The sequence below is a fragment of the Allobosea lathyri genome, from assembly GCF_900108245.1.
In the GTDB taxonomy this organism is placed as follows: Bacteria; Pseudomonadota; Alphaproteobacteria; order Rhizobiales; family Beijerinckiaceae; genus Allobosea; species Allobosea lathyri.
Window position 1 is genome coordinate 201338 of the sequence record NZ_FNUY01000009.1, and the last position, 13271, is coordinate 214608.

Consider the following 13271-nt stretch of genomic DNA (forward strand, 5'->3'; position numbering starts at 1 on the left):
ATGGCGAGCTTTGGTGCTCTTCGAACTCCTCGAAAAATCATTTTCGGCAAGGGCCAGCGGGGCGCTCTCGGTGGGGCAGCGAAATCCCTCGGCGCGCGTGCCTTTGTCTGTACCGACAGCCGAATGACGACCGATCGCGACTTCGTCGCCATGATGGATGATCTCAACAACAACGGCGTGTCGGTTCAGGTCTATGATCGAACGATCGCGGAAATTCCGCTGACCTGCGTCGCCGACTGCGTCGCGTCGGCTGCCCCCTTCGGCCCCGATCTCGTCATCGGCATCGGCGGCGGTTCATGTATGGACCTCGCCAAGGCGGTTGCGGTCATGCTCGCTCATGGCGGCAATATTCGCGACTATTATGGAGAGTTTCAGGTTCCGGGCCCTGTTCTGCCTCTGATCCTTGTTCCCACCACCTCAGGAACCGGCTCTGAGGTGACGCCGGTCGCGGTCCTCAGTGACCCCGACAAGCTGATGAAGGTCGGCATTGCGAGCCCCCATATCATCTCGCACACTGCGATCTGCGATCCGGAGCTGACGTACAGCTGCCCCGCAAGCCTAACGGCCATTGCCGGGGCGGACGCCCTGACCCACGCGATCGAGGCATTTACGGCGATCCGTCGCCCTGCCACGCCACAACTGACCAATGAGCGCGTTTTCATCGGCAAAAATGCGCTCTCCGATCACCACGCTCTCATCGCAATCGAACGCATATCGCGAAGCCTTGCTCGTGCCTGCAGCCCTGGCCACGACGAAGAGGCGCGAGACGACATGATGCTCGGCGCACTGTCGGCCGGCCTTGCATTCGGCACTGCTGGCACTGCGGCCGCGCACGCGATTCAGTATCCAATCGGAGCTTTCACGCACACGCCGCATGGCACCGGCGTCGCTCTGTTGATGCCGTATGTGATGGATTTCAATCGATCCGCCTGCGTGTCGGAATTCGCGCAGATCGCAATGGCCATGGGCTCGCCCCGCGCTGCAATGACCGACGAGCAGTTGTCGGGTGAGGCAATCCGCAGGGTCGCCGCCTTGTTTGCCGAAGTCTGCGTGCCGAGCACGCTCGCCGAGCTCGGCGTGCCGGCGGACAAGCTGGACTGGATCGCGGAGCAGTCCTTCACAATCCAGCGCCTCGTGAACAACAACCCCAAGGCTCTCGACGTCGGCTCGCTTTCGACGATCGTCAAAGCGGCCTTTGCTGGAATTCTCATAGGCGAAGCGGCCTGAACGAGGAGTGTGGCTATGAATCTTGCCTCTGCGACGACGAATACGACAGTCGATATCGCATCGATCCCGTCCGATCTGTTCATCGACGGCCAGTGGCTGCCGGCGGGCTCCGGGAAGCGGATCGACGTCTTCAATCCTTCCACGGAAGAGCGTCTGGCGACGATCGCGGATGCGAGCGTGGAAGACGGCATTGCGGCGGTCGACGCTGCGGCCCGAGCGGCGAAGGACTGGGCTAGGACAGCGCCGCGGAAGCGCGCTCAGATCCTCCTGGCGGCCTACAACCTGATGCTCGAGAAGGCGGACTGGCTGGCCGAGCTAATTTCGATCGAGAACGGCAAGGCCCTCGCCGACGCCAGGGGCGAAGTGATCTACGCGGCAGAATTCTTCCGCTGGTATGCCGAAGAAGCCGTGCGCATCAACGGCGACATTTCGATCGCGCCGGGCGGCGCCAATCGTATTATCGTCCAGTACCAGCCCGTCGGCGTCGCGGTCCTGGTCACGCCGTGGAATTTTCCCGCCGCCATGGCTACACGTAAGATCGGACCAGCTCTGGCGGCCGGCTGCACTTGCATTCTCAAGCCGGCGACGGAGACGCCTTTGACCGCCTTTGCTATGGTCGAGATTCTGATGCAGGCCGGCGTGCCGAAAGGTGTCGTCAACGTAATCACCACCTCGTCGCCGGGGCCCGTGATCAGCGCCATGCTGCACGATCCCCGTGTCCGCAAGCTGTCCTTTACGGGTTCGACGGCAGTCGGCAGGCGCCTTCTGGCGGAGGCGTCCGACTGTGTTATCAACTGCTCCATGGAACTCGGCGGCAATGCGCCGTTCATTGTCTTCGAGGACGCGGACATCGATGCTGCCGTCGACGGTGCTATGATCGCGAAGATGCGCAATGGCGGAGAGGCCTGCACGGCAGCAAATCGGTTTTACGTGCACAAGGCGGTCTATCACAGCTTCGCGGAGAAGCTGACGGCCAAGATGAGCGCGATACGGGTTGGCGATGGCTGGCTTCCGACGACTGATTGTGGCCCACTGGTCAACAAGACCAGCCTTCGTAAGGTGGTCGATTTTGTGGACGATGCCGTCGCACGCGGCGCAAAAGTGCTTACGGGCGGTAGCCAACTGGACCGCAAGGGGTATTTCTTCGCGCCGACAGTTCTTACCGACGTCTCGAAAGACTCTACGTTGCTACACGATGAAATCTTTGGACCGGTCGCAGCGCTCGTCAGCTTCGAGTCCGAAGACGAAGTGATAGAGCTGGCCAACGACACGGAATACGGCCTCGTATCATACGTCTACACGCAAAATCTGGCGCGAGGATTACGCGTATCGGAGCAGCTCGATGCGGGCATGGTGGCTCTCAATCGCGGCCTCGTATCCGATCCGGCGGCGCCTTTCGGAGGCACCAAACAGAGCGGCCTCGGTCGAGAAGGCGCTCATCATGGGCTGCTGGAATTCACCGAGGCAAAATATATCGCCACATCTTGGTAACCCGCTCAGCTGCGAGCTCAAGCGACAGGAGAGAGTGCCTTCTTCAACGCCGTCCAGTGCGTGCCGTGACCGCGAGAGGAAGAAGAGGGAAGGGGGACGGTCGAGAGAGGCTCTCGGCCGCCCGCCACGGAATTAAGTCTCGATGGGCATTCGGAGCTGCCCCTCGCGGTGTTCTAAGCAGGCGCGCTGATGGACAGAACACAAACCCCGGGAATGATCAGCCTGCAGCGGCGCGGAATTCTCGCCATTTCCGATAAATGAGAAGCAGCGCGGCACATGCTTAGGGAAACGAGCGAAATCCTCAGATCATGCCGCCACCTTGGCGTTGGTAGCCGATACTTCATCGGAGGACCGGCCGACGATCTTCTCATAGAGTACGGGGTCCGTAGCTCCTTCGGTGTTGATCAGGAAAACCCTCGACTGTTCGTTTAGTCCGATCTGCTTCCGAAGTTCCGGGAGACGAGCAACCTGGCTCAAGGCAGCCAAGCCAACGCCGCCGCTTTCGCCGGCGACTATCGCTGGGTCGCCGCTGAGCGGGTAAGCCAACCGCTTCATGGCATCCACAGCTTCGCTGTCTTCGACCGTCATGAAGGCGTCAGCGATGCGCGAAAGGATACGCCACGCCACGAGCGATGGCTCATAGCATTCGAGCATCGCCATGATGGTCGGCTCGCCGTGGTCGACCTTGATCGGACGACCAACGCGGGCGCTCTCGAACAGACATGCGGCCTTAGACGGGTCGACGACGACGAAGTAGGGGCGCTTGTCACCCAGTACCTCTGAGAAATAAGCGGCCGCAGCTGCCGCAATGCCCCCTACGCCTGCCTGAACGAAGACGTGCGTGGGCGCCTGAGGAATCTCCTTCAGAGTCTCACTCAGAAGCGCGGTGTAGCCCTGCATAACTAAACCTGGAATGCGTTCGTAACCGGGCCAGGAGGTGTCCGATACAATGACCCACGCATTTTTCTCGGCGACTTGGGCAGCCTCTGCGACAGAGTCGTCGTAATTGCCGGCGACGTGGACGATTCGAGCGCCATAGCGAGCGATAGCGGCGACGCGTTCATCGCTGACGCCGGAGTGGACGAAGATCACGCAGCGAGCACCTATCAACTGCGCGCCCTGAGCGACTGAGCGACCGTGGTTTCCGTCGGTCGCACAAGCCACGGTGAACTGAGAGGCCACATTGCGGACGTCCGGCGAATTGAAATCGGCAATGTCGATTTCGCGGCCCAGCTGTTTGGAGGCCTCCTCCACGATCAGTCGAATGACAGCGTAGGCGCCGCCTAAGGCCTTGAAGCTCCCGAGGCCAAGCCGGTGACCCTCGTCCTTCATGTGGATCGACGAGACGCGAAGCGCACCGGCCAACTGCGGCAGGGAAACCAACGGCGTCGCCTTGTGCCCCTCACGCTTTTGAAGAAACCGCTCGACCTCTAATGCCGCCGACGGTCCCAGCATATTCGCATCAACTGGATCGAGAGGCTTGCCGTGATCGGGGTTTTGATTGGCGATCAGCATGTGTCTGGCCTTCAGCTGCAGCAGTCGGAACAAATACAATATTGCGATTTTATCGAGTGTTGCGCTCCAATTGAGTAACTTCGATGCAATTTTGCTCCGGTTTGTCCTGCCGATTCGCGCGAAATCATCGAACGGCTCGCGGTCTCGGCGGATGCCAACGCAGTGCACGTGGCCCGCGTTCTGGCTGACGCATTTGAGCCGAACACTCCCCCCTACCACGACATATGAGCGCTGGCGGTGAAGGGGATCGTCCGCTTACTAATTATGCGCAAGGCCAGCTGAAAATGAACAAAATTTGCAATTTTGCAATGAAATAAAAGCGCGTTTCTCGCTACCGTTGCAATATTAATTCATCTGGCCGGCGTCGGCTTATTTCTGCGTCTGCATATCGCTAGTCGAGGTCCGAATATGAACAGCCTTTCGCCCGAGACGGCCGATCGTGAAGACGTTATTGCCGCGGCCCTTCGCTACGTTCGCGATGGCAGCTTTTTTGCGGAGATGAGGCCGCGGATTGCCATTGCCAGTGAGAGCCCCCGTTTGGACTCCCGAGAAGACAATTTGCGCTACCTTAATGGCGAGATACGACCTCTATTGGAAGCCATGGGCTTCCGCTGCGAGCAACTGGCCAATCCGGCCGAGGCTCGGCTTCCTGCTCTGTTTGCCGAACGCATCGAAGATCCCGCACTACCTACCATCCTGATCTACGGCCATGGCGATGTGCTTTGGGGTATGTCCGGTGACTGGAAGGAGGGGCGCGACCCTTGGACGCTCGTCGAAGCTGAAGGCCGCCTCTATGGTCGGGGCATAGCCGACAACAAGGGGCAGCATTCGATCAACCTGGCTGCTTTGAGACTGATCTTGGATAGGCGCGGCTACCTCGGCTTCAATGTCAAAGTCCTGATCGAAATGGCGGAGGAGACCGGCTCTCTGGGCTTGGCCGTTATCGCGCGGACTCACCGTGCGCGCTTGAAGGCCGATTGCTTGATCGCGTCCGACGGGCCGCGACTTGGACTGAACTCGCCGACTCTGTTCTTAGGGGCGCGTGGTACTGTCGGCTTCAATCTGCACTGCGAACTACGCGAAGGCGCCTATCATTCCGGCAACTGGGGCGGCCTGCTGGCCAATCCGGGTATCCGGCTGACACATGCACTGGCTACGCTCACCGACGAGAAAGGCCGCATTGCGTTGCCAGAATGGCGTCCAGAGCGGATCCCCGACAACGTCCGCGCCGCGTTTAAGAAGCTGAAGTTTGAAAAGGGCGCCGACGATCCTGAGATCGACGACAATTGGGGTGAGCCTGGCCTGGTTGGGCCGGAGCAAGTCTATGGCTGGTGCAACTTTGAGATACTGGCGTTCACGTGCGGACGCCCTGAGGCCCCAATTGGGGCAGTTCCTCCCTCTGCCAGAGCAACATGCCAGTTGCGGTTCGTTGTCGGCGTCGATCCGCACAATGTCGTCCCCGCTTTGAGAGCTTATCTTGACGCGAGAGGCTTCACTGACATTCGTATCGAGGGACTTCCCGAGGACTTCTACCTAGCGACGCGCACGGACCCCGACAATCCCTGGGCCAAGTTTGCCCTGGCGTCGATGGAGCAAACGATTGGCCGTGATGTAGCCCTTCAACCGAACTTCGGCGGATCACTCCCAAACGACGTTTTTGCTGAGATTATCGGCATGCCGACGCTCTGGATCCCGCATTCCTACCCTGCCTGCTCGCAACACGCGCCGGACGAGCACATGCCAGTCACGATCGCCGAAGAGGGCATGCAGATCATGGCCGGACTGTTCTGGGACCTCGGGTGCCCCGGGGCGCTCAAGGGCATCGCCAAGAACTGACGATCCACCTTATCCAGCGCGCGAGGCGCCGCTGTTCTCCCCAAAGAACAGGCTTGAATCGCGCCTCAGCTAATTTGGAGGAGCCCCTTTGTCCGCGCGAGCTAGTGATACGAAAGTCTTAAGTCGATCGAAGCGGCCAGGCCGATTGGTCAATCGCCCGCCGTTCCCGAAGGGGGATGCCTGCGCTGTCAGGATGACCTATCCCTCCAACCGGGCGGGAGAATGCAGAACATTTCGTTGACCTCGGCATAGTCTGAATATCCGCAGCGGGCTACCGGGTTGGCCGCAGCAGTATCGAACCGGCCATCCTTCAGGTAGGCGGCGTCTATATAGATGCCGACAACCTGGCCGATGACCATGAAAGTCGGGATGAGAGCGCCCTCAATGTCTCGCATTTGAAGTACCGAGATCAACTTGCACTCGAGAGCGGCGGGAGTGCCAGAAACTCGGGGAGGGCTCACATATCGGGACGCCTCCATGTCAAGTTTGGCATGCGTATACTCGCTCTGCCCGCGCGGGAGATTTGCCGACGTTTCATTCATCGCATCTGCGAGCTCCCTGGAAACGAAGGAGCAAGTGAATTCACGCGTTTCCTCAATAAACGTCACCGCGTCTTTCCGGTTTTCGGAGCAGAAGGAAACGATGTGTGGTCGAGTCGCGACAGCGTTGAAGAAGCTATAAGGTGACAGATTAATCGAACCACTCGCGCTTTGGGCCGTGATCCACCCAATCGGCCGGGGCGCCACAATGGCCTTCAGTGGGTCATGAGCCAGCGAGATGTTGGCGCTTCCATCAGTATAGATCATTGGCACTTCCTGTGAGTTGAAGACCGGGCAGGCGCCGCTTCAGGCCCACCGCTATGCGATAGAGGGTATCAAGTCCTCGAGATGCATGCGCTTCAATTTCGCTAGGATAATGCAGCATTTTCTCATTCCGTCGCGTGTGGCTTTGATTCCAATGGCAAGCGCTTAAGCGTACGTTTGACCGATAAATGCCCCAATAATGACGATAAATTGTGCAGATAGCGAAAAAACGACGCTGATAGGTCGTACGTACTTAATCAACGTGTTTGAGGCATCGCCTCCAATTTCACCGCTTTCGCGAGACAAACTTGCAGAAGTGGCCTGCAATTCGAGCGCAAGGATCGCGGAAGGCGGTCTATGCTTCTTGGCAATCTGGACGGATCGGGATCAACCAATCTGCCAACGGGGAATTTGAAAAGGTGGAGGTTAGACATGTCTCGACAAATCAATAGGCGTAATATTCTTCAAGGTGCCGGTGCAACCGCCCTTGCAATTACTGGAATCTGTAAGCCGGCGATTGCTAAGACCATTCGCGGAACCGGCGAGCTCGTCGTATTCGATGGGGGCGGTGTCTGGGGCGAGGCTCAGCGCAAAGCTTATTTCGAGCCGTTTGAGCGGGAGACCGGCGTCAAGGTCATCCGGAACCCTCGTGTGGAGACTGGCGCTGTTCGGGCCAGCATCTTGGCCGGCGCGCCGCGCTACGATGTCGCCGTTGCGGCGGGTGGCGTCACGCCGGGCTTCGAGCGCGACGGACTCCTCATGCCCATCGACTACCAGTATTTCGAGAAGGAGGACCTTGAGGCGTTCACGCCCATCGCGACATCGAAATACACGTGCCCCCACATCGTCTACTCCCTTATTAGCGTGTACAGTAAAGCGGCGTTCCCGAACGAGGCCCCCAAGACTTGGGCTGATGTCTGGGATGTGAAGCGCTTTCCAGGCAAGCGCACGCTCGCTGGTGGCACTTGGGGTCCCACCGCTGCGGCGTTTGAGATCGCGTTGCTGGCGGATGGCGTGGATCCGGCAAAGCTCTACCCGATCGATTGGGATAGGGCCTTCAAAAGCCTTGAGCGGATCAAGCCAAGCATCCTGAAGTGGTGGACCAGCGGGGCTGAGACCTCCCAGCTGCTTATCGATAAGCAGGCCGTGATAGGCAGCGCCTGGAATGGACGTGTTTTCGGCGCGATTGAGGAAGGCGCGAACCTCGGCGTCAGCTGGGATCAGGGCATTATCCAGTACGACAACTGGTACGTGCTCAAGGGCGCCAAGAATGCTGAGAACGCGATGAAGTTTCTCGGATTTAGCGCTCGGGCCGATCGCCAAGCGGAATTCGCCAAGCACATTCTGTACTCCCCGCCGAACGCAAACGCGTTCAAGCTGATTGATCCAGCTCGCGCGTCCCTGCTCCCGACCAACGAGAAAGTGCGTGGCCTTCAGATCGTGCAAAACTACGACTTCTGGTCTCAGCAGACTAAGGGCCAGGACAACGAGCGGTACGCTGTCTCCCAGTGGGAAGCCTGGATCTCAGGCGTTCGCTGATCTTAGGATCTATCGAGCCGCTTGCACCAAGTGCTGCAGGCGGCTCGTAAGTCCGGCCTGGCCTTCAGCATGACTACGGGATGACGCAACATGTGCGCCGTAGTCTTTCTTCAAAGCAACATTGGCGGGTTGTACTGGTGACAAAATCGAACAAAGCGGCATACTTGGCTCCATTTATTTTGTTGGGGCCAGTATTGATATTTGTTGCTGCGTTCTATCTCGTTCCCCTCGTCCAACTTTTGGGTGGAAGCTTTAGCATCGGGGGCGAGTGGACCCTGGACGGCTACCGGCAAACTCTATCGCAGGCGGCGTTTGTACGCATCTTCTTCAGGACACTGACTCTTTCGATCATCGTCACGATCATCTGCTTGTTGATCGGGTACCCGCTTGCATACCAACTTTCGAAAGTGAAAGGCAGGGCGGCGGCCTTTTTACTTCTGCTTGTTTCGTTGCCGTACATGACAAGCGTCCTGATCAGGACCTATGCATGGGTCATCATTTTGGCGCCCAATGGCGTGGTGAACAAGACTCTTCTGGGTGCGGGTCTGATCCAGGATCCGCTTGATCTGGTCTTCAATACGTTCGGCGTTTATGTCGGCATGGTTCAGATCCAGTTGCCGCTCATGGTCTTTCCGCTTTATGCCGCGATGATGCGTGTCGATCGGTCTTTGACCGACGCGGCCGCCAATCTCGGCAGCAATCCCGTCAGCGCATTCCTTCACGCATTCGCGCCTCTGACCGCACCTGGCATTGTTGGCGGCTGCACACTCGTCTTTCTGTCTTGCCTTGGCTTCTACGTCACGCCGGCTCTGCTCGGCGGGGCAGGGGACTACATGCTTGCGCAAGGTATTACCGTCCGTGTGACGGCGCTCGCTGACTTTGTTGGTGCGACCACGCAATCGGTGATCCTGCTGAGCATCGTGATTGCGATGCTGATTATCTTCCGCTCGACGCTGGCCCCAGACACGGGAGAGGACAGGAGTACGAAAAAGCTGACCGCTAAGAACGGGACGGGCCTCACCCGCTATCCGGATGTGGTTGAAAGCCTACGGTGCCGGATTCACCCGTTCGCCCGATCCCTGTCGGAGGCGCTTGCCGTCATTCGGACCCCCCTGTTGTGGGCTACGACGGTCCTGGCGTTCATCTTTCTGCTTGTGCCGCTGCTGGTCATCTTCCCGCTCGCCTTCAGCTCGGCGTCCTACCTGACGTTCCCGCCTCCCGGCTATTCCCTGCGTTGGTTCAACACCTTCATTTCCAACGACATATGGCTGCGGGCCGCCTGGTTCAGTATTCAAACGTGCCTGCTTGCCTCCTTCTTTGCGGTGGCTTTGAGCGTTCCGGCAGCGTACGCGATCGTTCGCCAGCGGGCGCCGGCCCGTATCGCGATTTACATATTGCTGATCTCGCCGATCGTTCTGCCACACGTCGTGCTTGCGTTGGGTCTGTATTTCTTCCTCGGAAAGATCGGGCTTCTCGGGACCAAAACGGGTTTCGTGATAGCGTACACCATCGTCGGGATCCCCTATGCGCTGATCGCGGTCGTCGGTGGCTTGCGCCAGCTCGACGCCTCGCTTGAGCGTGCGGCCCAAAGCCTCGGTGCGACTCCGATAACGGCCTTCAGGACGGTCACGCTTCCATTGCTCCTCCCGTCGTTGCTGAGTGCGATCTTCTTCTCATTCATCATGGCATTCGACGATGTCATCTTGGGCTTGTTTCTAGGCGGTCCGAGCAGCGTGCCGTTGTCTGTCCGGATGTGGGAAGACATCAAGCAAGAAATCAGCCCCCAAGTTTCTGTTGTCGCAGTGATTTTCTTTGCTGCACTGGCAGCCGCCTATCTGGTCCATCAACTCCTGTCACTGCGAACGCCAGCCGTTGGCCATTCTTCGAAGGACGACTGATCATGCAACATATCGATCTTGAATTTTCCAAGGAAGAGTTCGCGCAGCGCTTGTCCGCAGTGCGCGGGATTATGGCCGACTTGAATCTGCAGGTTCTCGTCTTGGACGAATTGGAATCTATGCAATGGGTGTCCGGTTTCGGCATTTCACAGACGATGTGGCGGTGCGCGGTCGTCCCGCTTGAGGGTGAGCCATTCCTTATCGTTCGGAGTCTCGACCTCGTGCCGGCGATCGAACGGTCGCCGTTCTCCGAGATTGTCGGCTTCAAGGATTGGGATGATCCGGTCTCGGTACTTGCTGAGGAACTCCGCAAGCGGGGGCTCGACAAGGTGGATATCGGCGTCGAATTCGACTCGTCGTCGATGTCTGTTCGGCGGCTCGCGGATCTGAAGCGCGAGCTCCCTGGCGCTCAATTCAAGGACATCGGCATTCGCATCTGGGAGCTGAGGGCCGTTAAGTCGCCGGCGGAGATCGAGTATCTTCGTCGCGCAGCGCAGATCTGCGATGAGGCGGTGCTAAGAGGCGTTGCAGCCATCAAGGTTGGAGGCCGACAGCGCGACGTCGTGAAGGCTGCCGCGAACACGTATCTCGAGATGGGCGCGGATCCGGGCCGCGTTGGACCGATCACGACAGGGATTGGTTGGGGCGCGCTCCACGGGAATGAGCATACTCATCCCATTGAGAAAGGAAGCATCGTCCACATCGAACTTACCCCCAGGGTTTGCTGTTATAGCTCGCGGATCATGCGATCGGTTGTCGTTGGCGAACCGACCAAGGAGCAGCTCGATGTCATGGATCAGTTAATCAAAATTCAGGATGGCCAGTTCGCGGCAATGATCCCGGGAGCTACAGCCGGGGATATCGACGCCCTGGCTCGCGAGCCGATCCTCTCCGCCGGTCTTCGTCCGAGTTACGACAACATCACCGGCTACACACTGGGTTGCTATCCGTCGTCCACTCAGAAGGGCAGCGAGTTCGTTCATAAGTTCACGCCGGCTGAGACGTGGAAGCTCAAGGAGGGGATGGTCCTTCACATGTACCTATCTGCCGAAGGCTTGGCCATTAGTGAGGCTGTAGTGGTTCGAGCGAACGGGATCGAACGCCTGACCCAATGTGAACGAAAGCTCTTCAGCGTCGCCGCGTAAGTAAATAAACAATAAGCTCGCAAAGGGTTGTGCTCGTGAACTCTCCATCGGCGGATATGACCATTCAAGGCGCTTCGGTGTCTGTATCGAACCTCACCATGCGCTATGGCTCCATGGTGGCACTCGACAACGTGACGCTCGATGTCGCCGAAGGCGAGTTCCTTGCGCTGTTGGGGCCGAGTGGATCGGGAAAGTCTACGATCCTCATGAACATCGCTGGCTTCAATATTCCTTCCGCCGGTGAGATTCGCATCGGTTCGGAGGTGGTGACCGACAAGCCGCCGCATAAGCGCGGAATTGGAATGGTTTTTCAGCGCTATGCGCTCTTCCCACACCTCACCGTGGCGGAGAACATTGCCTATCCGCTGCGGCGTCGTGGGTGGAAGCAGAAAGTCATTGCCGATGAGGTTGAGAGGGTTCTGGAACTCGTAGACCTCGGCGCTTATGGAGCACGGTACCCCGCGCAACTTTCCGGCGGCCAGCAGCAGCGCATTGCGGTGGCACGCGCGATCGTATTCAAGCCATCGGTTTTGCTAATGGATGAACCGCTCGGCGCGCTGGACAGAAAGCTCAGACAGCAACTTCAGCTCGAAATTAAGCGACTTCACCGAACCATCGGCTGCACAATCATCTTTGTCACTCATGATCAAGAAGAAGCGCTCTCGATGGCCGACCGCGTCGCGGTAATGCGGGGAGGTAGGATAGAGCAGATCGGTGACCCAACATGTCTGTACGAGCGGCCGGCCACTGATTTTGTGGCCGACTTCATCGGAGAGACGAACTTCATCGAAGTCGCTGCCAAAGAGATTACCAATGGAAGCGCGGTGGTGACATTTCCCGGCTTTGAGCAAGGTCAGTCCGTTCCCACTGCGAAATCAACAATCGCTGGCGGCAAAAACAGACTGGGCGTGCGCCCGGAGCACTTTGCAGTTTCGACCGAGCGGCAGGGGCTGAAGGCTGTTTTGCTGGAAAAAGCATATGCAGGTGAGACAACGACTTTGCTTGTTGAGACCGAATTCGGAGAGCTGAAAGTTCGTTTGCCCAGTAACGAGTTGTGTTCTGGGATAGAACATGGATCGGAGATACATTTGGTGCCAGACATGAAGAAGTCGCGCTATTTCGTTGCCTAAAATCGGCGAAAAAATTATTCCCGAAGCATCAACGTCATGGCTTCTTCAAAATATACGCTTTAATCTAGATCGCGACCGTCAATCCAACCTTGACACGGTCCATCGCTACAAATGTTTTGAATTTCTTCACGTTCGTGTTGTTGAAGAACAGCTGTCTCGTCAGATCCTCGTATGCTGACATTGTCGATATGACTATCACGAGGATGAATTCGACATCTCCGGTGACGTAGTAACACTGCTGCACAAATGGGCACTCTAGAAATTGCCGTTTCGCTTCGTCAATGTGGCGTATCGTTTCGCTATCAAGCTCGACTTCCACGAACAATGTGATCGGTTTCCCCACGGCCGATGGATCGACAACGGCAGTGTTTCTGGAGATCACCCCGCCCTCTTCCATGCGCTTAATGCGTCGTTGGACTGCGGCGGCGGAGAGGTTGACGCGCTCCCCGATCGTTCGCTGAGGCGTTTGATTGTCCTGCTGGAGAATTTCAAGGATCGCGCGATCGAAGCTGTCGAGATTTGTATTCATGGCCCACGCGTTACAAATGTGCATTCAGAGCGCTCAAATAGAGCGCCTTTCTCTGGTGGATTGCAATAACGTTTAGCGGATGTCCGATACGGCTTCTAGAATTTGAGAGGGTCTCGTGAGCAACGACAGCAAGCTCGATTATTTGGAACTTGAGCGCG

Annotated in this window: 10 protein-coding genes; 7 read left to right on the forward strand and 3 right to left on the reverse strand. The window is 57.9% G+C overall.

Annotation, left to right across the window (positions count from 1 at the left end; all coding sequences use genetic code 11):
* Positions 1-1227: an iron-containing alcohol dehydrogenase gene (locus C4S73_RS20750; protein WP_103874430.1), complete on the forward strand. Its 1227-nt coding sequence runs from the start codon at positions 1-3 to the stop codon at positions 1225-1227.
* A 15-nt stretch (positions 1228-1242) separates the two neighbouring features.
* Positions 1243-2718: an NAD-dependent succinate-semialdehyde dehydrogenase gene (locus C4S73_RS20755; RefSeq protein WP_103874431.1), complete on the forward strand. Its 1476-nt coding sequence runs from the start codon at positions 1243-1245 to the stop codon at positions 2716-2718.
* Between the two features lie 306 nt (positions 2719-3024).
* Here the strand turns inward: C4S73_RS20755 and C4S73_RS20760 are convergent, their stop codons facing one another.
* Complete coding sequence (locus C4S73_RS20760; RefSeq protein WP_103874473.1) at positions 3025-4233, reverse strand: diaminopropionate ammonia-lyase; 1209 nt, start codon at positions 4231-4233, stop codon at positions 3025-3027.
* Positions 4234-4641: 408 nt separating this feature from the next.
* Here C4S73_RS20760 and C4S73_RS20765 point away from each other — a divergent pair, with 408 nt between their 5' ends.
* Positions 4642-6069 (forward strand): M20 family metallopeptidase, encoded by a 1428-nt coding sequence (locus C4S73_RS20765; protein ID WP_103874432.1) that lies wholly within the window; start codon positions 4642-4644, stop codon positions 6067-6069.
* A gap of 188 nt (positions 6070-6257) precedes the next feature.
* Here C4S73_RS20765 and C4S73_RS20770 read toward each other — a convergent pair whose 3' ends face one another.
* Positions 6258-6875 carry a flavin reductase family protein gene (locus C4S73_RS20770; RefSeq protein WP_103874433.1) on the reverse strand — a complete coding sequence of 206 codons (618 nt, stop codon included), beginning with the start codon at positions 6873-6875 and terminating at the stop codon, positions 6258-6260.
* Between the two features lie 429 nt (positions 6876-7304).
* Between C4S73_RS20770 and C4S73_RS20775 the strand changes: the two genes are divergently transcribed.
* The 4 genes from C4S73_RS20775 to C4S73_RS20790 all read left to right on the forward strand — a co-directional run bounded on the left by C4S73_RS20775 (position 7305) and on the right by C4S73_RS20790 (position 12584).
* Positions 7305-8411, forward strand: coding sequence for an ABC transporter substrate-binding protein (locus C4S73_RS20775; protein WP_160115859.1), 1107 nt, complete (start codon positions 7305-7307; stop codon positions 8409-8411).
* Positions 8412-8491: 80 nt separating this feature from the next.
* Positions 8492-10309, forward strand: coding sequence for an ABC transporter permease subunit (locus C4S73_RS20780; protein ID WP_103874435.1), 1818 nt, complete (start codon positions 8492-8494; stop codon positions 10307-10309).
* Between the two features lie 2 nt (positions 10310-10311).
* Positions 10312-11454 (forward strand): M24 family metallopeptidase, encoded by a 1143-nt coding sequence (locus tag C4S73_RS20785; RefSeq protein ID WP_103874436.1) that lies wholly within the window; start codon positions 10312-10314, stop codon positions 11452-11454.
* 35 nt (positions 11455-11489) lie between these two features.
* Positions 11490-12584: an ABC transporter ATP-binding protein gene (locus C4S73_RS20790; RefSeq protein ID WP_160115860.1), complete on the forward strand. Its 1095-nt coding sequence runs from the start codon at positions 11490-11492 to the stop codon at positions 12582-12584.
* Positions 12585-12648: 64 nt separating this feature from the next.
* On the opposite strand, the gene C4S73_RS20795 is transcribed toward C4S73_RS20790, so the two are convergent.
* Complete coding sequence (locus C4S73_RS20795; RefSeq protein WP_103874474.1) at positions 12649-13113, reverse strand: Lrp/AsnC family transcriptional regulator; 465 nt, start codon at positions 13111-13113, stop codon at positions 12649-12651.
* Between the last annotated feature and the right edge of the window lie 158 nt (positions 13114-13271).